This window comes from Paenarthrobacter sp. TYUT067 (assembly GCF_023656375.1).
GTDB lineage: Bacteria > Actinomycetota > Actinomycetes > Actinomycetales > Micrococcaceae > Arthrobacter.
This window is the reverse complement of record NZ_JAMOIT010000018.1, coordinates 1-17,732: the sequence shown is the minus strand read 5'-3', so window position 1 is coordinate 17,732 and position 17,732 is coordinate 1. Positions and strand designations below refer to the sequence as shown.

General features: G+C 62.3%; 21 protein-coding genes. 10 read left to right on the top strand and 11 right to left on the bottom strand.

Going from position 1 to position 17,732, the window contains the following annotated elements:
• Nucleotides 1-29 precede the first annotated feature (29 nt).
• Entirely contained in the window at nt 30-1,826 is a 1,797-nt protein-coding gene (locus tag MOD31_RS16165) for a beta-galactosidase family protein (protein ID WP_250821122.1), read from the bottom strand.
• 50 nt (nt 1,827-1,876) lie between these two features.
• Here MOD31_RS16165 and MOD31_RS16160 point away from each other — a divergent pair, with 50 nt between their 5' ends.
• Nucleotides 1,877-2,908, top strand: coding sequence for a pirin family protein (locus tag MOD31_RS16160; RefSeq protein ID WP_142938449.1), 1,032 nt, complete (start codon nt 1,877-1,879; stop codon nt 2,906-2,908).
• A gap of 63 nt (nt 2,909-2,971) precedes the next feature.
• Here the strand turns inward: MOD31_RS16160 and MOD31_RS16155 are convergent, their stop codons facing one another.
• The gene (locus MOD31_RS16155; RefSeq protein WP_142938448.1) at nt 2,972-3,907 is read right to left on the bottom strand and encodes an N-acetylglucosamine kinase; all 936 of its coding nucleotides are present in this window, start codon (nt 3,905-3,907) and stop codon (nt 2,972-2,974) included.
• A 41-nt stretch (nt 3,908-3,948) separates the two neighbouring features.
• Here MOD31_RS16155 and MOD31_RS16150 point away from each other — a divergent pair, with 41 nt between their 5' ends.
• Nucleotides 3,949-4,980, top strand: a complete 1,032-nt coding sequence (locus MOD31_RS16150) for a nitronate monooxygenase family protein (RefSeq protein ID WP_250821121.1) — start codon at nt 3,949-3,951, stop codon at nt 4,978-4,980.
• Here MOD31_RS16150 and MOD31_RS16145 read toward each other — a convergent pair.
• The gene (locus MOD31_RS16145) at nt 4,955-5,929 is read right to left on the bottom strand and encodes a LysR family transcriptional regulator (RefSeq protein WP_166840017.1); all 975 of its coding nucleotides are present in this window, start codon (nt 5,927-5,929) and stop codon (nt 4,955-4,957) included. The two genes, MOD31_RS16150 and MOD31_RS16145, sit on opposite strands and share 26 nt — an antisense overlap.
• 97 nt (nt 5,930-6,026) lie before the next feature.
• On the opposite strand from MOD31_RS16145, the gene MOD31_RS16140 reads away from it, so the two are divergent.
• The 3 genes from MOD31_RS16140 to MOD31_RS16130 are packed head-to-tail and all read left to right on the top strand — an operon-like array spanning nt 6,027 to nt 8,490.
• A complete protein-coding gene (locus MOD31_RS16140; RefSeq protein ID WP_250821120.1) occupies nt 6,027-7,256 on the top strand; it encodes an MFS transporter in 1,230 nt (409 codons plus the stop codon).
• Nucleotides 7,257-7,287: 31 nt separating this feature from the next.
• A complete protein-coding gene (locus MOD31_RS16135; protein ID WP_011775478.1) occupies nt 7,288-7,929 on the top strand; it encodes a TMEM175 family protein in 642 nt (213 codons plus the stop codon).
• A 54-nt stretch (nt 7,930-7,983) separates the two neighbouring features.
• On the top strand, nt 7,984-8,490 hold the full coding sequence (locus MOD31_RS16130; protein ID WP_024817495.1) for an Lrp/AsnC family transcriptional regulator: 507 nt from the start codon (nt 7,984-7,986) through the stop codon (nt 8,488-8,490).
• Nucleotides 8,491-8,493: 3 nt separating this feature from the next.
• Here MOD31_RS16130 and MOD31_RS16125 read toward each other — a convergent pair whose 3' ends face one another.
• On the bottom strand, nt 8,494-9,765 hold the full coding sequence (locus MOD31_RS16125) for an MFS transporter (protein ID WP_223940605.1): 1,272 nt from the start codon (nt 9,763-9,765) through the stop codon (nt 8,494-8,496).
• A gap of 155 nt (nt 9,766-9,920) precedes the next feature.
• On the opposite strand from MOD31_RS16125, the gene MOD31_RS16120 reads away from it, so the two are divergent.
• From MOD31_RS16120 to zapE (MOD31_RS16100), 5 genes are all read left to right on the top strand, one after another.
• Nucleotides 9,921-10,454: an Lrp/AsnC family transcriptional regulator gene (locus tag MOD31_RS16120; RefSeq protein ID WP_223940606.1), complete on the top strand. Its 534-nt coding sequence runs from the start codon at nt 9,921-9,923 to the stop codon at nt 10,452-10,454.
• A 19-nt stretch (nt 10,455-10,473) separates the two neighbouring features.
• The gene (locus tag MOD31_RS16115; RefSeq protein WP_142938441.1) at nt 10,474-10,899 is read left to right on the top strand and encodes a DUF1761 domain-containing protein; all 426 of its coding nucleotides are present in this window, start codon (nt 10,474-10,476) and stop codon (nt 10,897-10,899) included.
• A 10-nt stretch (nt 10,900-10,909) separates the two neighbouring features.
• A complete protein-coding gene (gene corA, locus MOD31_RS16110; protein ID WP_142938440.1) occupies nt 10,910-11,905 on the top strand; it encodes a magnesium/cobalt transporter CorA in 996 nt (331 codons plus the stop codon).
• Between the two features lie 234 nt (nt 11,906-12,139).
• On the top strand, nt 12,140-12,430 hold the full coding sequence (zapE, locus tag MOD31_RS16105; protein ID WP_308196383.1) for an AFG1/ZapE family ATPase: 291 nt from the start codon (nt 12,140-12,142) through the stop codon (nt 12,428-12,430).
• On the top strand, nt 12,406-12,801 hold the full coding sequence (gene zapE / locus MOD31_RS16100; protein ID WP_250821119.1) for an AFG1/ZapE family ATPase: 396 nt from the start codon (nt 12,406-12,408) through the stop codon (nt 12,799-12,801). The genes zapE (MOD31_RS16105) and zapE (MOD31_RS16100) overlap by 25 nt, the downstream gene beginning before the upstream one ends.
• Before the next feature lie 42 nt (nt 12,802-12,843).
• On the opposite strand, the gene MOD31_RS16095 is transcribed toward zapE (MOD31_RS16100), so the two are convergent.
• From MOD31_RS16095 to arr, 7 genes are all read right to left on the bottom strand, one after another.
• Nucleotides 12,844-13,374: a ferritin gene (locus MOD31_RS16095; RefSeq protein WP_142938439.1), complete on the bottom strand. Its 531-nt coding sequence runs from the start codon at nt 13,372-13,374 to the stop codon at nt 12,844-12,846.
• 54 nt (nt 13,375-13,428) lie between these two features.
• The gene (crcB, locus tag MOD31_RS16090; RefSeq protein WP_166840004.1) at nt 13,429-13,800 is read right to left on the bottom strand and encodes a fluoride efflux transporter CrcB; all 372 of its coding nucleotides are present in this window, start codon (nt 13,798-13,800) and stop codon (nt 13,429-13,431) included.
• Nucleotides 13,797-14,240: a CrcB family protein gene (locus MOD31_RS16085; RefSeq protein ID WP_142938437.1), complete on the bottom strand. Its 444-nt coding sequence runs from the start codon at nt 14,238-14,240 to the stop codon at nt 13,797-13,799. Before MOD31_RS16085 ends, crcB begins: the two co-directional genes overlap by 4 nt.
• Nucleotides 14,227-14,748, bottom strand: coding sequence for a universal stress protein (locus MOD31_RS16080; RefSeq protein WP_142938436.1), 522 nt, complete (start codon nt 14,746-14,748; stop codon nt 14,227-14,229). The genes MOD31_RS16085 and MOD31_RS16080 overlap by 14 nt, the downstream gene beginning before the upstream one ends.
• 28 nt (nt 14,749-14,776) lie before the next feature.
• The gene (locus MOD31_RS16075) at nt 14,777-16,480 is read right to left on the bottom strand and encodes an AarF/ABC1/UbiB kinase family protein (RefSeq protein ID WP_250821118.1); all 1,704 of its coding nucleotides are present in this window, start codon (nt 16,478-16,480) and stop codon (nt 14,777-14,779) included.
• Between the two features lie 5 nt (nt 16,481-16,485).
• On the bottom strand, nt 16,486-17,022 hold the full coding sequence (locus MOD31_RS16070; RefSeq protein ID WP_142938434.1) for a PadR family transcriptional regulator: 537 nt from the start codon (nt 17,020-17,022) through the stop codon (nt 16,486-16,488).
• 105 nt (nt 17,023-17,127) lie between these two features.
• Complete coding sequence (arr, locus tag MOD31_RS16065; protein ID WP_223942658.1) at nt 17,128-17,538, bottom strand: NAD(+)--rifampin ADP-ribosyltransferase; 411 nt, start codon at nt 17,536-17,538, stop codon at nt 17,128-17,130.
• Between the last annotated feature and the right edge of the window lie 194 nt (nt 17,539-17,732).

The following is a 17,732-nucleotide window of genomic DNA, read 5'->3' as shown; positions in this document are numbered from 1 at the left end:
GGTGTCAGCATAAATCCTTGCGTCGAACGCTAGGGAAGTTCGGCGGCCTCGATGAGACCCGCTTCTTCGGGACCCAGGTCCGGCGCCTCACGAAGTTCGACGACGGTCCCCGGCTTCACGAGTTCAAGCACCTTGATGCTGTTGCGGCCTTCTTTTAGCAACGGAGCGGGTGCGTAGAGGGTCACCTGTGGGCCCTTCTCCCAGTAGCGGCCCAGGAGGAAGCCGTTGAGCCAGACGAAGCCCTTTCCGGAATCCGGCAAGGCGATATAGGTGTCGGCCGGCTCGTCCACCTCGAAGTCGGCTCCTGCCAAGCTTTCAAGGTCTTCAAGCTTCCAGTCGGCGAGCGCCACGGGGGTCTGTGTCCAGTGGAAGGTGTAGCGCTGGTTGACCAGAACGCCGCCCAGAATTCCTTTGCCGTGACCCGTCAGGGGGCCGTAATTGATGCGGCCCAGGTTCTCTACGAGGATCTCCAGCTTGGCGGCGACGCCTGTGCCCGTAACGGCGAGACCCTCCGCTCCTGTGACGTCATCAAGGACCCCGGCGAAGGTGCCGTCCACCCACACGTAGGCACGGTCGTTAAGCCCTGTGATCTTCAACCGGCTCTCTGTGGGAGCATCGGCGCGCCCGGGAAGGATGGCTTCGGAGGCGTAGAGGACCATGCCGGTGTCGAGTCCCAGCTGCTCGAAGCCCAGTGGCTTGACACTGGTTATCGGCGTTCCGGCGGAGCGCGCCAACTCCAACAGGTCCAGGCCATCGCTCAGAGGCAAGGACTGGGCGGGCAGTACGGGAGCGTCAGCCAGCAATTCAGCGGGCAGCTCGGGCAGCTCTTCGATTCCCTGGGCGCGGAAGAACTCTTTGCGGAAGGCATGGAACTTGGCCGTCAGTGCGCCGTTCTCTGCGATGGGCGCGTCCGAGTCGTAGCTGGTGACCGTCGGCTGCAGCATGGTGCCATCGTGGTTACTTCCGGAGCTGAGGCCGAAGTTGGTCCCGCCATGGGCCATGTAGACGCAGAGTGAACCGCCCGGATCCAGCATCTTGCGTGCTTCCAGTGCGGCGTCTTCGGCATCCCGGCGGTGATGGTGTTCACCCCAGTGATCGAACCAGCCTCCCCAGAACTCAACGTTGAAGAAGGGTTCGCCGGGCCGGCGTCGCTGCCATGTGGCCATCGCTTCGTCGCCCCGGCTTCCCAGCGTCGCCGTCGCCCAAGTTCCCTCTATGGAACCGCCGTCGAGGAAGTAGTCCGTGCCGCCGTCGGCGGTGAAAAGGAGCTCAGTGATGCCGCGGTCCTCCAGTGCGCGCCGGTTCCAGCGAATGTACTCGTGGTCATCGCCGTAGCTGCCGTACTCATTCTCGATTTGTACCGCCACCACCGGGCCACCCGCGGACGCCTGCCGTGAGGCGACGATGGGAAGCAAGTGATCGAACCATTCCTCGATGGCAGCGGTAAACACCGGGTCCATGCAGCGCAGGCCGATGCCGGGGATGCCGGTCAGCCAGGCGGGGAAGCCGCCGTTGTCCCATTCGGCGCAGATATAGGGGCCGGGGCGGACGATGACATCCAGCCCTTCCTCGGCGGCGAGGTCGATGAACCGGCCCAGGTCGCGCCAGTCGCTAAAGTCGGGCGCCTCATCGCGCTTAGGCTGGTGGAAGTTCCATGCAACGTACGTGTCCACCGTGTTGGCGCCCATCGCTTTGAGGCGACGCAACCGGTCCTGCCACAGGGCCGGGTGAACACGGAAGTAGTGGATGGCTCCGGCGAGGATGCGATACGGTTCACCCGAACGGTAAAGGACAGCGTCACGGTAGCTCAGGAGGGCGTTGTTCACGTGCAACAGATTAGCTCAATTTCCAACATTTATGCACAGGCGATGATCACATGACCAATCTTGATACTTCCCCCGCCCAAGAAGTCTGCCCCGCGGCTCCGGAAGGTCAAGGTCCCTGCGTTCAACTGTGGCCCGAGCGCGAGGTTCCTTTGGGTGGAGTGCGCGCCATGAACGTGATGCGGACACTGCCCCAGCGGGGACTGCCCACCGTAGGTGCGTGGTGCTTCCTGGACAGCTTCGGTCCGGATCGGGTGGCCATGAGCGTACTCCCCCACCCGCACTGCGGGCTTCAAACCGTCACCTGGCCCATGGAAGGCTCGGTCCGGCACCGCGACAGCGTGGGTAGCGATGTTGTAGTCCAGCCCGGTGAGCTGAACATCATGACAGCAGGCCATGGCATCTCCCACTCCGAGTTCTCTGTCCTTACAGCCGGGCCCCAGGGCGGCTCCGCTGCGTTGGTGGAAGAAATTCCCATGTCCCGCGGACTCCAACTGTGGGTGGCGCTACCGGACGAGCACCGGCACCGGGCGCCGTCCTTTGAACAAGTGAAGAATCTGCCGGTGGCAGTAGGCGATGGGTTCAGGGCCACCGTTATGGTGGGAGAGTTTGCCGGTCACCGTTCCCCCGCCACCATGTTCAGCCCCATAGTTGGAGCGGACATCACCGGAACAGGCTCCCTTGAACTGCCGTTACGGCCGGACTTCGAGCACGCAGTGTTGGTCCTTGACGGCCACCTCTTGATCGATGGTGAGGACATTGAAGCGGGCCCCCTGGCCTACCTGGGAGCCGGAAGGTCCAGCCTTTTTGTGGAAGCGCAGCCGGACACCCGCTTCATGCTCCTCGGCGGCGAACCGTTCGGTGAAGACCTGCTCATGTGGTGGAACTTTGTAGGCAGGACGCACGAAGAAGTGGAGAAGGCCCGTGAGGAATGGGAAGCCGAAGGGCTGCTCGACGACGATGCTGCCGCCAGCTCACGCTTCGGTTTCGTTCCCGGCCATGGCCCTGACGCAGGTCCGGAAGCCGGCCGCATTCCGGCCCCGCCCCTGCCGGGTGTAAAGCTGCGTCCACGAACCCGCGGCTGAGATTTTGTACAGCTAATGCCCTAAAGAGGCCCCTTTGAGGTCATTAGGTGTACAAAAACTTCGCTAGGGTCGCTGCTCCGCTACAAGCCGCGGGACACCAAACACGGGGTCCTGCTGGAGGATGCGCACATCAGTGATACCGCCCTCGGCCAGCTTGGCCTTGAATGCTTCCTGAAGCCGGGGGACGTTCATGCCGAGTCCGCTGCCGAGGATCACCGGACCGTCGAGGCCGAGTTGACGGACGGCTTGTTCGGCAAGGTCAGCCAGGTCACCACCCGCCTGATCCACCAATGCCCGGCAGGTTTCATCACCGGCATCGGCGGTTTCCACCACCAACCGGGCCTGCTGGGCCCAATAGCGACGGCCCGTGTCCGGGGAGTGGAACAATGCGATCAGCTTGCCCGGCTCGTCCACACCGACGGATTCCAACAATGCCCGGCTGAGCCGATCAGGCTCCAGGCCCTGGTTCATCCGGCGCAGGCTGTGCCGGACAGCTTCCCGTCCAAGCCAGTAACCGCTACCTTCATCCCCAAGGAGGTAGCCCCAGCCGCCAGCCCGGGCTTCCTCACCGGCGTCGTTCCGTCCCCACGCGGCCGAGCCGGTGCCGGCGATGACCGCAACGCCCGTGCTCGCTCCCCCTGCTGCCAGCAACAGGCGCGAATCGTGCACCACAGTGATGCGCGCGCCCGGCGCATGCGGTGCAATCAGATCAGCCAGCGCCTGGGCGTCTTGGTCGGTATCGATACCGCCGGCACCGGCGTACACCTGATCGACATGGCCGCCACCGATCTTCCCGAACAGCTCAGCCAGGTTGGCTGCGGCTTGCTCCCGGCTGACGTTCTGGACGTTGGAACTGCCTGCATTCTCATCACGGACCGGCGTACCGTTTTCGAACCGAACGCCGCGGGTCTTTGTGCCGCCAATGTCGAGCCCTATGACGGTGCCGCTCACGGCTTCCGGGCGGGCGTGGGAATGCTGGCCAGAGTCAGGATTGTTCACCGTGAAAGACTAGCTTGGAGCGTCCGGAGGAGAAACCGCACATGTCCGAATCGTTGTTTGGAACACCGTTTATTGCAGCTCCCATGGCTGGGGGAACGTCCACACCGGCGTTGGTGAAGGCAGTTCATGAGGGTGGTGGGCTGGGTTTCATCGCAGCCGGATACAAGAGCCCCGAAGCCATGACGGCCGAAATCGCTGCCACGCGGGCCCTCAACGTTCCGTTTGGCATGAATGTGTTCGTACCGGATGCAAGTCAGCTCCCTCCAACTCCTCAAGCCCAGGCAAGCCTGGAGGCGTACCGTGCCGCATTGGAAACCGAGGCAGCCCGCTACGGTGTATTGATTCCGCCCCTTCGGCTCAATGACGACGACTCATGGCAGGACAAGATCGACGCCCTGCTGGCCGACCCGGTGGAGTTTGTAAGCTTCGCGTTTGGCCTCCCGGGAAAGCCGGTGGTCCGGGCCCTGCAAAAAGCCGGCAGCCGGGTCATCTCCAGTGTCACCAGTGTGGAGGAAGCTCTAGCTGCGGCAGAGGAAGGCCCTGATGCCATCGCCGTGCAACATAGCTCCGCGGGGGGACACGCGGCAGCCTTTCTGCCTGGCGGCCGGGAACCATTAGCCCGTACGACGGCGGAACTGGTCGCCCAGGTGCATGCCGCCGTCGGGCTTCCGCTCATTGCGGCAGGCGCCATCATGGACAGTTCCGCGCTGCGTGAAGTGCTGGCAGCGGGTGCGGAGGCCGCGCAGGTGGGTACCGCTTTGGTGCGCACCGAGGAGAGCGGTGCACGGAAGCCGCATAAGGACGCGCTGGGCGATCCGGCATTTACGGAGACGGCAATGACGCGGGCTTTCACGGGACGATGGGCCCGTTCCCTGGTTAACGACTTCGTCCGGGACCACCGGGACGCGCCGGAAGGCTATCCCGCGATCCACCATCTCACCAGCCCTGTCCGGAGTGCAGCATCTGCTGCCGGAGATCCTCATCGCCTCAACCTATGGGCCGGGACCGGCTGGCAGCAGGCCAGAGGAGGATCCGCGACGGACGTGGTCAGGGAGTTCCTGAACGGGCTCTGACGAGTTCGGCGAGCAACTCCCCGCCCTCATTGACCACGAGTTCGCGGAACAGCTTGACGGCGTCCGGCTCAAAGCTTCGCTCCCGCCAGGCAAGACCAATCTGCCGGAAGGCCAGGTCCGATTCGATGGCTACTTCCACGAGCCCGAGTTCGGCCTTCGGAAGGAACTGCCCTGTCCCGGCCCCGGGGCCTGCCGGGGGCAGGATGCTGAACCCCAGCCCGGCGGAGACCAGGCCACGGGCTGAGGTGGACTCCTGGACTTCAAAGGCAATCCGCGGACGAAAGCCGGCTTCCCGCAGCAGCGCCTCCCCAAGCGCCCGCAGGCCCACTCCCTCGGGCAGGGTGATGTAGGGATCGTGCCGGAGCTCGGAGAGGTGCACGCTGCTCCGCTCCGCCAAGGGATGCCTGTAGTGAAGGACGGCCCGCAACGGTTCGCGGTACAGCGGCATGGCACGAACGCCCCGCCCCTCCGGTGCAATAGGCGCCGTGAGGGCGAAATCCATGTCCCCGCTGGCCAGCTGCGTCAGGCAGTCGTCGCGGGGACCCTGCCAGAGTTCGAAGACCGTATGCGGGTACCGGCTGCGGAAGGCACTGATGAGAAGGGGCAGCGTCGCTTCGCCAAAGGTGTGCTGGAAGGAGACCCCTATGCGCCCGCGCACCACGTCCGATTCGTGCCGTACCTTGTCCAGCCCCGACTGAAAATCCTGGAGTGCTGCCTCAATGTAGGGCAGCAAGGTCCTGGCTGCTGACGTAAGCCGGATCCCCCTGCCGTCCCGGATGAGCAGATCCACGCCGACTATGGCGCTGGCCCGTGCCACAGCCCGGCTGACCGTTGACTGGGGCACGCCGAGGATCTCCGCCGTTTCAGTCATGTGTTCCGTACGTCCCAGTTCAGCCAGGACGGGCAACAGGGGCAGAAGCTGGACGAGTTGCTGATGATTCGGCTCCACAGCATTCCTTTGCCATTCACTATTGATGCGTCAATGCATTGATCCTAGTAGACCTATGCATTGGAACGGTGAGTGTGCTCCCTCCTAATCTGGCCCAGTGAGCAAAACAACCTCGGTGACCAGCACCGTAGCCTGGGACGGGCATGCGAAGGGATCCCGCGGTTACAGCCGCGTATTGGCCGCGTTGGCCCTCGCCGGCGTTGCGACCTTCGCCCAGTTGTATTCCACCCAGGCCGTGCTTCCCCTCATGGCGGCTGAGCTGCAGATCACGGCCGCCGAAGCCGCCTTGAGCATTTCCCTCGCCACCGTAGGCCTGGCCGCCACCGTGCTTCCGTGGTCATTCCTGGCCGACAGGATTGGGCGGGTCCGCGCCATGACCTTGGGAATCGCCACCGCCACGCTGTTGGGGCTGCTGGTGCCACTGGCCCCCACAGTGCCTGTGTTGCTGGGACTGCGCACCTTGGAAGGCATGGCCTTGGGCGGCATCCCCGCAATCGCCATCGCGTATCTCAACGAGGAAGTCACCAAGGTCCACACGGCGCTGGCAGCCGGCACCTATGTTGCCGGAACTACACTCGGCGGACTGGCCGGACGCTTGGTGGCCGGGCCCGTTGGAGAACTATGGGGATGGCGTGCCGCAGCCTTGGCGGTGTCCCTGCTCGCCACGGTCTCAGCCGTCTTGTTCCTGGTGATTGTTCCCAAACAACGCCGGTTCAGTCCGGCCCCGGCCTTGGGATTTCGCGGAGCGGTCCGCATCCTGGGCGGGCACGCAGGCAATCCCAAACTGCTATCGCTGTATCTGCAGGCGTTCCTGCTCATGGGTGGCTTCGTGGCCGTCTATAACTACCTTGGCTTCCGTTTGCACGCAGAACCCTTTGGGCTTCCTGCCACCGTTGTGAGCCTCATTTTCCTGGCGTACTTGTCCGGGACGGTCAGTTCGCGCTGGGCAGCGGGCCTGACCACCAGGTTTGGACGGCGGAACGTCCTGGTGGCAGGTATCGCCATTATGTCGGCAGGTTTGGCCATGACGTTGGTGGAGAACCTGGCAGCCACCTTGGTGGGGCTGGTGATCTTCACCGGCGGTTTCTTCGCCGCCCATAGCGTGGGTTCAGGGTGGACCGGGGCCATCGCCACAACAGGCAGGGCGCAAGCAGCGTCCTTATACAACCTGTCCTATTACCTGGGTTCCAGCGTCATTGGCTGGGCGGGCGGTCTTGCCTTTCAGGCTTTTGGCTGGCCGGCTTTGGCGTTGAGCGTGATCGCACTGTCTTGCACGACGGCGGCCGTCACTTTGATTGTTCACCGCCCACCGCGCCACTCCCGCTGATTCAAGGCGGTCTGCCCCTACAATCGGAGGCATGACACAGGTCACGAAAAACCGGGAGCTGTCGTCACCGGAGCGTTTGCAGGCGTTTACGGATGCCGTGGTGGCGATTGCATTGACGTTGTTGATCTTGCCGCTCATGGAGAGCGTGGGTGAACTGGCGGACCATGACGGCACTACGGCTGAGTGGTTGGCGGAGGAACAATACGCCCTTCTCGGTTTTGCCCTGAGCTTCATCCTCATCGCAGTTTTTTGGGTGCACCACCATAAGCTCTTTCGCAGCGTCAAGCAGGTGGACGCGGGTTTGTTGTGGTTGACCGTGGCGTGGATGTTCACCATTGTGGTGATGCCCGTAGCGACGTCACTATCCACCCAGATGGAGTCTGATTGGGCACAGCCACTGGTCTATATAGGAACCTTGTTCGCCACCAGCCTGATGCTTCTTCTGGCCCGCATCTACCTCCGGTCCCACCCTGACCTCCACGACATGGCTGACGACGACGCCGTGATGGGCATTCGAGCAAGTTGGATCGTATCCGGGCTCTTCCTCGCAGCACTCGTTCTGGCCGTAGTCATTCCCGGCGCCGGAAACTGGCCCCTGCTGTTGATGCTGCTCAGTGAACCGCTCCAGCGGTTGGACCGGCGGCGAGGTCGTCGCTCGCCCGCGAAGCGATAGTCACCTGAAGATTTCACGGATTAGGATGGGTGAAAGGCAATTTCAGGAGGATCCGTGAGCAACCCCACGAAGAATGTTCGGTCAACCACGGGCAGCGCAGAGCCCCTGGACGCGATCGATGAACGGATTCTCGCAGCGTTGGTGGACGACGCCCGCATCTCCAATAAGCAATTGGCTGAACTTGTGGGGATCGCCCCCTCCACGGCCCTGATGCGCACCAGGGCACTCTCCGAACGCGGAATCATTGAAGGCTTCGAAGCAGTCTTGAGCCTGCCGGCAATCGGCCGCTCTGTTCAGGCCCTCATCGCTGTACGCCTGCGCGCCCATGACCGGGACCAGATTGACCGTTTCACGGCGCGCGTCCCCAAGCTTCCGGCGGTCATTTCCACGTTTCACACCACCGGCTCAGTGGACTACCTTCTCCACATTGCCGTCGCCAACACCGACGACCTCCGTAACTGGCTCCTAGACAACCTCGCCACGGACCCCGTGGTCGGCCACACCGAAACCACCATGGTCTTCCAGCACATTCCCGGCAATCGCGGACCGCTACCCGAATAAACCTCAGGAACCCGAAGAACCTCGAAGAGACAGGGCGCTACGGCGAGACACTGAACTCCGCAGGGACACTGCCGCGAGGATCATGGCTGCCACGCCGCACAGAGCAGTGAAAACTACGACGGCGGTCTGCAGGCCGAGTGCGGTGACTGCCAGTCCCAGCCCAATCACCGGAGCAGCACTGCCCAGGTAGGTGATGACGTAGACGGTGCTGATCACCTGGGCGTGACGCGCTGCTTCGACCTTTCCGGCCACCTCGTTGAAAACCTGCCGGAAGGCAATCCCTTGGCCTACCCCGGCAGTTATGCTGGCAGCCACCAGCAGCCAAGGGCTGGACCACGCCGCCGCGGCTCCCACCAGAACCACCGAGACCCCCAGCACGCCAAGGGACACAGGAACAACCAAGCTTCCACGGGCACCCAGCAGCTGGCTCAGGGCCGAGGCACCCAAAGTGACACCGGCAAGCAGCCCGATCAGGGGCCTTGAATCGGCGTGGACCACGCTGGCGAAGTATCCGGGTGCCAACGAAAGGCAGAACCCGAATACCGCGAAGCTGAGGAACCCCGTTGCCGCAGCCATCCAGAACGCTCCGCGGGCATCCCGGGAGATGGACGGCTTCCGGGGAGCCAGGACCTTGAGGGGTTTGGGGCCTTCCGCCGGAGCGATCGCAGGCCTGGCCTTCAGGAGCCACAGGGGAATGAGGGCAGCAATCAACACTGCCGAATGGACGAAGTACGGGGTGCGGGTGGGGTCCGGCAAGAGCGACAAGAGGCCACCGATGGCGGGGCCTGCCGCTACACCTCCGGCTGAGGACAGCAATGTAAAACGGGAGGCCCAGTCAGGTCGCAGGGGAAGCAGTTCGCGCAGCGCCGCGGAGCTGGCTCCCGTAGCAAGCCCTACGGCCACGCCCTGCAGCGCCCTGCCAAGGCACAACCAGACCAGCGAGTCCGCATTGGCGAAGATGATCCCGCCTGCCAAACCGACAAGCACAGCCAGGACCAGCGCAGCCCTCCGCCCTATGTGGTCGGACCAGTGGCCAGCCACCATGAGGACGGCTACCAGGGCAAGGACGTAGCTTGAGAAAGCGACAGTGACGCCCAGCGATGACATTCCGAGCCTGGCTTGGAGCAAGGGATACAAGGGCGTAGCGAGGTTGGCGCCAACCAGCAGCGTAAAGATCACAACCCCGGCCAGGACCAGCCTGGCGGTGGTGGAGGCATCCCATCCCCAGCGCGCGGCTGTGGCCGGGCGCATGCGGAGTTCGCTCAAGACAGTCATTTCATTGCCTTCGGGCTCGGTGGCCGGGCTGTTGATCTCCTTGTGGGAAGCGCAGTCCGGCTAAGTATTGATGGCAACAGAATGCAATGGCATTGACCTCGAAGAGCTATGGAGATGCAAGAATTGAGCAAAATACTCAAAGTACTGCGAGCCAAATGAGCTGGAGTGACCATTTGAACACCCTTGACCCCATGGACCTGAAGATCCTCCTGGAACTCATCAAGGATCCACGCATCCAGATCGCCGAGTTGAGCGAGGAACTGGGCATAGCGCGTAACACTGCTCAAAGCCGGGTCAAGCGCCTTCTCCGGTCCGGGGTGCTTCATGCAGCCGGGCGGGAAGTAGACCTCGAAAAGGTGGGGTACGACGTCGTCGCCTTTGTGACCATTGAAGTCACCCACCGGGAACTCGACGGCGTTATTGGCGCCTTGCGCCTGATCCCCCAAGTGTTGGAGGTCCACGAAATTTCCGGTCGCGGCGACCTGTGGTGCCGGGTGGTGGCAACGGACACCCACAACCTGCAGTCTGCATTGCGCTCGGTGCTTCGCACTAAGGGAGTCATCAGAACCGAAACGGTGCTTGCTCTGCACACCCACATCCCGTACCGCACGGAGCCATTGATCGGCAGGATGGCGGCAACGCCAACACGGCCCCGGCAAGAGGGCCGGAGCGCCGGCTCGGAGGGCTAAACGGACTAGGCTTTTAGGCATGGATTGGCTCTCACACATTTCCCAGATCAACTGGCTCGCCGTACTTCTGGCTTTCGTTTCATCCATGGTGATCGGCTTTGTCTGGTACATGCCGGCCGTTCTGGGCCGCAGGTGGATGCAGGCAATCGGTAAGACCGAAGACGACCTCAAGAACATCGAAGGCGGAGCGGGCATCTGGGTTCCCATGATGGTGGCAGCGGCCGTGACCAGCATTCTCCTGGCCGTCCTCATCAGCGCCCTGGATCTCAATACTTTTGTTGCAGGCGGTTTCCTTGCCCTCATCCTTGCCTTGGTATTCCGTGCCGGGGGCCACGTCATTCACAACGGGTTTGCCGGCCGTCCCACCGCAGTAACCGTCATTGATTCCGGCCACGACCTCCTGGCAATGACCGTTGCGGGCGCCATCATCGGTGCCATGCAGTAGCGTTCAACCAGTGACCATTATCGACAACGCCGTATATGTAGACGGCGTGCGCACAGCCACCCCTCATAACCTTGAACAGACGTTTGAGACGCTCTCCGAGCATGGGGGCATGGCTTGGATTGGGCTGTACCGTCCCACCAAGGATGAGATGGCCGCCGTCGCTCACGAGTTCGGGCTTCACCACCTCGCCGTGGAAGACGCCGTATCGGCGCACCAACGGCCCAAGCTGGAGCGCTACGACCACAACCTGTTCACCGTCCTAAGGCCGGCCCGGTACCTGGACGAAACCGAGACGGTTGAATTCGGCGAGCTCCATGTCTTCACCGGACCAAACTTTGTGGTGACCATCCGCCATGCCGAAACCGGTGGCGTGGCTCGAGTGCGCAAACGGCTTGAGGAGCGCCCCGATCTCCTTCGCCATGGCCCCGAGGCTGTGCTGTACGCCCTCCTGGACCAAGTGGTGGATGATTACGCTCCCGTGGTCGCAGGCCTGGAAAACGACATCGACGAGATCGAAGACCAGCTCTTCAGCGGCGACAGCGCTGTTTCACGTCGTATCTATGAGCTGGCCCGTGAAGTGATCCAGTTCCAGCGTGCCATCCACCCTCTGCCGGACATGATGGTGCTACTGGAAAAGGGCTTCGAAAAGTACGGCGTTGACATCGAGCTCCAGCGCTCCCTCCGCGACGTGGAGGACCACGTCCAACGGGTGATCTCAAGGGCCAACTCGTTCAGGGACCTCCTCCAGAATGCGCTCACCCTAGATGGAACGCTAACGGCCAACCGCCAAAACGAGGCAAGCGCCGCCCAAAACGAGCAGGTCAAGAAGATCTCATCCTGGGCGGCCATCTTGTTTGCGCCGTCCTTCGTAGCCGGCGTCTACGGAATGAACTTCGACCATATGCCCGAACTCCACTGGGACTTCGGTTATCCCCTGGCGGTAGGGCTGATGTTTGGCGCAGCCCTCCTCATGTACGCCATCTTCAAACGCAAAGGTTGGCTGTGACGCCTTCCTTGGGACGTCCTCAAAGTCAACGCGACATTGCCAGGACTTTACTCGAGGGCATGGCACACGACGCCGGGCAGTCCGGTTTTGCCTTTGAACCCAGCCAGCGGCAAGCAGCTGAGCGGTTGGCGACCTTTGGCGCCCAGGTGACAGGCCGCCGTCGGGCGCTTCCCCGAAAGCCGCCACGAAGCTTCCCGACTCTTGCGGACCGCCGCGCAGCGTCGCGTCTCCCTTGTGGTGACATCAAACTACGCCCCGGACGATTTGCTGCCCAATCCCCTATGGCATGACCATTTCCTGCCCACCATTGAAGCCATCAAGGACATGATGGACGTGGTGGAGATCAACGGCAGCACGGACTTTCGGCGCTATCCAGCCACTGGAACCCGCCCTGCCAGGAGACCGGGGCATTTAGATCCGGACGCATCATTTCCCCCGGTACGCGCGGACAATTGGGCCGCCTCGGACTTTTCCGGCCGCCGCCAGCCCGGGGACGTGTTGTGCAACCGACAACCCAGCCGATAGTGGTCAAGAACTCCGACCCGGACCTTCTATGGGTTGGTTTTGCGGAACTGTGCGGTGGCTTGACCTCGACGTCGGACTTTCTGGTCCTGGCCGAAACATTCAGGACGTGGGTCATCGACGACGTCCCTTCGCCAGCGGTAGGTGACGCTGCGTCCGCGCCGGCCTGGCAGCGCTTCAGCAACGTGGTGGATGTGCTCTACGACCAGGACATCACCCTCTTCCTGATCGGCAACGGCCCCCTCGACTGGGACATCGAGCCAAACGGCAACGCTCTACCCGTGGATCTCGCGCGCATCGCCAGCCGGTTATCCCCGCTGAGCCGATCCCATCCGGACCAGGCCTTGGAACGCGAAGAGGCCGCCGGAAGGTAAGGTTCCAACGGCCTCCTGTAGTAAATACCCCGAGGCTGGCAGCTAAATGACGCCGCCGGCCGCGGAGGGAGCACTGGCGTCGTGACCGCCGTCGCCAACGGTTTCGCGGGCTACATAATTCTCGATGTCGAAGAGGTTCTCGGCGCGCTCGGTGATGTTCAGCAGCGTGGTCATGGAGGCAACTTCCTCAACCTGCTCCTTCAGGAACCACAGCATGAACTGCTCACCCAAGGCATCGCCCTCTGAACGGGCAACACGGAACATCTCCTCGATGTTGCGGGTGACTTCCTTTTCCTGCTCCAAGGCGAGCGCAATGGGCTCCTTGGCGTTGGCGAAGTTATTGCGAACCGGGGCGATGCCCGGAATCTCCACGTGGACGTTGCGGTCCAGCATGTACTGGACCATCATCATGGCGTGGTTGCGCTCTTCCAGGGACTGGCGATAAAAGTGGCGGGCCAACTGTGGCAAGTCTTCGCCATCAAAATACACAGCCACGGCGATGTATTGCTGGGAGGCCGCAAACTCATTGGCAACCTGGGCGGACAACAGCTCATTGAAAGTCTTCTTAGCCATGGCTCGATCCTACAGCCGGGGCATGACACTTTTATTGGTGAGGTTGGCCACTACTCAAGGCAGCAGAAGGCTGATCCCAACACCGGCCGCAGCAGAGATAACGCTCGCCACCATGGATCCCAATCCATTGATGAGCGCCAAACCCACCCTTCCACTCTGTACCAGTCTGATGGTCTCCAGACTCGCCGTGCTGAAGGTCGTGTACCCGCCCAGGAAGCCCGTCCCCAGTATTAGCAACAGGGACTCCGGCGCCTGGCCCCGCATTACCAGTCCGGCAAGGAACCCGAGAGCAAACGAGCCCGTGACATTTATCAGGATGGTTCCCCAGGGAAGTGCAGTCCTGAGGCGCTGGCGGATCAATCCGTCCACCATAAACCTGACCGCTGCACCGACTCCGCCAGCAAGGGCGAGAAGTATCACCGTCACGGCACACGCCCGGTAACGCGACGGTGATGCCAGGCACCCAACCAGATGCCGGCAGTAGTGGCAGCGGCCCCGCCGAACAAGCTCGCTGCGAGGTACCCGGCAGCCTCCGGGGCCGCATCCGCTCTGAATAAGTGGATGGCATCCAAAGCCAGTGTGCTGTACGTCGTAAACGCGCCCAGGAACCCCGTACCCAAGGCGAGGCGCACAACCCGGCGGCTGCCGACGTCGGGCCCCCTGCGCGAGAGTCCTTCCAGCAGGGCCCCCAGGGCCAAGGCACCTGAGAGGTTGATGACCAAGGTAGGCAGCGGCCAGGCATCCGGCGCTGGGATCACCAGTCCAAGGCTGTACCGGGCGAGCGTTCCGAACACGCCGCCTGCCGCCACGATGCCGATGAAACCCCAGTGAAGGTGAACTGGCTTGCTTGCCTCAGTCCTCGTCATCGTCGTCCGGGACCCGGGGGTTCACGGGCACCACAAGGACCGGCACGTCCTGCCGATGAAACAGATGCCGGGCCACGGAACCAGCCGTCAGCTCCTTGATCGCGGCCGTCAGCTTATGCTCACGGGTGCCCACCACAATCATGGAGGCGCCGATGCTCCTGGCCTCGCGGGCCAAGGCGTGCGCTGGTTCCCCTGCAAGCGGGACAATGGACCACTCAACGTCTTGATCAGCCAAGAGTTGGGCAATGGTGGTCGCTAGTGATTCCGGGATCCCTTGGGCTCCATCAACGGTATCGGGGTCGATGGGCGCTGCCGGCCCTCCGGTGGTCCCATCGACTGGATACACCGTGACGTCGGCATACGCGCAAACAAGTGGCAGGCCCGCACGGGCGGCAAACCGTGCTGCCTGCTCCAGAACTGCGGGCTGCTGCCCGGGCATCACACCTACCAGGATGGGTCCGGACATCTTGCCGGAGGCCTCGGGATGGGGTGTAGGGGTCTCAGTCACAGCGCAATTCTACGACGACGGAGTCGGCTCACAGATTGCCGCGGCCGGGCCACAGACCATAGAGCAGCGGAACCGCCGACGCGATCATCACCACGTTGCCAAGTACGAGGTCGTCAGCTCTCATCACGGATCCAGCCACCAGGAGGGCTGCAAAGATCACGGCAGCTACTGCTCGCCGCGCCAGGATAATAAGCCGGGACATCTGTCGTTCCAGACGGCGGTTGGATACTTGGAGTGTTCCGTCTTCGAACCTGGTAACCAGCCCATCCAGCCGTTTCGGCAATCGCAAGGCGACCGCCGCGGCCTCGAATGCCTGCCCTGCGACGTCAGTTACCAGATTGCCGCGCTCATCCCGCAGCAGTTGCGCAGCGTATGGTTCCACCGAGTCCCACAAGTTGAACCGGGCATCCAGCGAACTACATACACCCGACGTCAGTGACATGGCGCGGATGATGAGCAGGAAATTCTCCGGCAGCTGAAACGGAAGCGACCTGATGACGCTGCCGAACTCCGTCCCAAAATCTCGAAATTCCCGTGGGTCCACTTCTCGAAGTTCGGCAAAGCCCATGCCGCCAAAGCGTGCGAAGAGCTGCGTCATGGCCCGCTCCAGCTCGGCCGTGTCAGCCGAAGGCATGAGAACGCCAACATCGCTGATGGCAGCCACGAGCCCCCTTCCATCCCGCGAAGCAGCCGCAATCAGGAGCTTGCGCAATCCGCTTCTGGTCTTCGCAGGAACCTCCCCCATCATGCCGAAGTCGATGAACGTCAGCTTCCATGGATGTTCCACTGACCCGGAATCGGGTGTGACAAAGATGTTGCCGGGGTGTGGATCGGCGTGAAAGAAGCCCTTGGTGAACAATTGGTCAAACATCACTGACGCGAAAACGGGGGCAACCTCCGCCGGGTCAATCCCCGCCATACGAAGCGACTCTGCGTCCGTGATCTTGATGGCTGTGACGTCTTCCAGGGTGAGCACCCGGCGTGTAGTCCGTTCCCAAACCACCCCCGGCACGGTCACCCTGCCATCGGCGGCGAAATCAGCTGCAAAGCGCTCTGAATTTGCGGCCTCATTAAGGTAATCGATCTCCTCAAGGCTGGTCTGCGCAAACTCCTTGATCAGAGCAGGAACATCGGCGCGGTTTGAGACGAGGCGGATGCGGCTAAGCCAGCCTCCCACCCGTCGCAGAGCGGCAAGATCGACGTCCACGATCTTGTCGATGCCCGGCCTTTGTACCTTGAAAACCACGCTGCTTAGGCCAGTATCCTCGGCATTGCCCGCGAGCAGCTTCGCCCGGTGCGCCTGCCCCAAGGATGCCGCGGCTATGGGCGACTCCTCTATCGAAGCGAACACTGATTCCAAGGGCGCCCCCAGCTCCGCCTCGGCAAGGGCCCTGATGGCGGGGAAGGGAACCGGCGGCACTTCGTCCTGAAGGCCCTCCAGTTCAGCCGTAATCTCAGGCGGTAGAACATCCAGCCGGGAGGACATGAACTGGCCTACCTTGATCATTAGCCCACCAAGCTCCACGGCGAGGCCATGGAATCGCCGGGCAAAGCGTTGCATCCTCCGCGAACGGCTGCGTTCAGTCAGTTTTCGCAGGCCCACACGAGGAAGGAACAGCTCAAACCACCAGGTCACCAGCAAATGCCATGCAGCAAACCTGAGGATTCGACGATAGCGGGCACGGGCTTCCCCGGCCATGGGATCTGTCCGGTCGCGTCGAAGCGACGTCACTCCCTTCAGTCCCGGGCGAGGATCGAATACAGCCGACGACGAGCCTCTTCCAGCACCGTCACGGCCTCTTGCACCTGTTTGGGGGTTCCTGTCCGCCCTACTTGCGCAGCAGCCTGGGCAAGCTCCACCCCCGCTTTGGGCAATGCCGCGAAACCTGAGGTGCTGCCTGTGGATTCCCAAGGCGCTGCCGTTTCGGCGCTTGCGACATCTTCGCGGCCCGCCTCAGTGAGGGAGTATATTTTGCGGCCATTGGATTCCTCAGTGCTGACGAAACCCTCATCTGCCAGCAGTTGCAAGGTGGGGTACACCGAGCCGGCGCTTGGCTTCCAGCTTCCGCCACTGCGCTCTTCGATTTCACGGATGATCTGATAACCGTGCATGGGTCGTTCAGCGAGGAGGGCCAGAATGGCTGTCCTCAACTCACCCCGTCCAGCACGGGTTCCGGAGCGCTTTTCAAACCGCGACCTGAACTCCTCCACGGCCTGCCACATGCCGTCAAGGTTGTTACCCATAAATCCGCTTGCAGGGAATGAATTGTGCATCAAGCTCACCTCGGTTGGTCGTGAACGATACTTAACGATATACATGCTGGATGCGCGAAACAATGGCTGCCTGGCAGGCTAACGCACCCTTCGTGTTCGTCATCCTTAGTTGATGATTTCGCCGCGTTCGTCCGCAACGATCGCCGCCAGTCGTACCCGCCACTCCTGCAGCGCCTCAGGAGTTAGGCGAGTCCACCCGTCAACTTCACCGATAACTTTGAGGGGGGCGCTGCTGCGATATGACCGGGTGGGGTTGCCAGGAAATTTCTTGTCCGTCACATTCGGGTCGTCCTCGAAAGCTCCGGTTGGCTCAACGGCATAGACGCGCGGTTCGCCGTCGCCGGCAGCGAGCTCGGCAGCGAGCCCCGCGCCATCCCGAAGAGCTGTGAAGTAGATGTGATTCATCACGACTTCAGGACGATAGTTGGATCTGAAGCCGGGACTCAGGAGATCGCCCTCCGTGAGGTCGGCCTTCGTCCCGTGATAGAAGGGACCCTCGTCAAGCGGTTGACTCATCAGCGGTTGACTCACACGTACAGCCTACTTCCAGGGGCAAAAGGATCGGAGTTCCAGTCTGGACCCGTGCGGGAGTCTTGAGGTTTTCCTGAGGAAGTGTTGCGGGTATGCAGGATTTGTTCTTGATCCGGGCCCGGCACAGTAGTTCTTGTCAGCCACACAGGCTGGAAACGAACGGCCGGCCGGTCTCACGG

Excerpts from the sequence above, each read along its gene's own strand:
- MOD31_RS16120 (WP_223940606.1), top strand. The coding sequence starts at position 9,921 with ATGAGCTGGAGTGACCATTTGAACACCCTTGACCCCATGGACCTGAAG.
- MOD31_RS16115 (WP_142938441.1), top strand. The coding sequence starts at position 10,474 with ATGGATTGGCTCTCACACATTTCCCAGATCAACTGGCTCGCCGTACTT.
- MOD31_RS16150 (WP_250821121.1), top strand. The coding sequence starts at position 3,949 with ATGTCCGAATCGTTGTTTGGAACACCGTTTATTGCAGCTCCCATGGCT.
- MOD31_RS16135 (WP_011775478.1), top strand. The coding sequence starts at position 7,288 with ATGACACAGGTCACGAAAAACCGGGAGCTGTCGTCACCGGAGCGTTTG.
- MOD31_RS16160 (WP_142938449.1), top strand. The coding sequence starts at position 1,877 with ATGACCAATCTTGATACTTCCCCCGCCCAAGAAGTCTGCCCCGCGGCT.
- arr (WP_223942658.1), bottom strand. The coding sequence starts at position 17,538 with ATGAGTCAACCGCTTGACGAGGGTCCCTTCTATCACGGGACGAAGGCC.
- MOD31_RS16095 (WP_142938439.1), bottom strand. The coding sequence starts at position 13,374 with ATGGCTAAGAAGACTTTCAATGAGCTGTTGTCCGCCCAGGTTGCCAAT.
- MOD31_RS16070 (WP_142938434.1), bottom strand. The coding sequence starts at position 17,022 with ATGCACAATTCATTCCCTGCAAGCGGATTTATGGGTAACAACCTTGAC.
- MOD31_RS16125 (WP_223940605.1), bottom strand. The coding sequence starts at position 9,765 with ATGACTGTCTTGAGCGAACTCCGCATGCGCCCGGCCACAGCCGCGCGC.
- MOD31_RS16085 (WP_142938437.1), bottom strand. The coding sequence starts at position 14,240 with ATGACGAGGACTGAGGCAAGCAAGCCAGTTCACCTTCACTGGGGTTTC.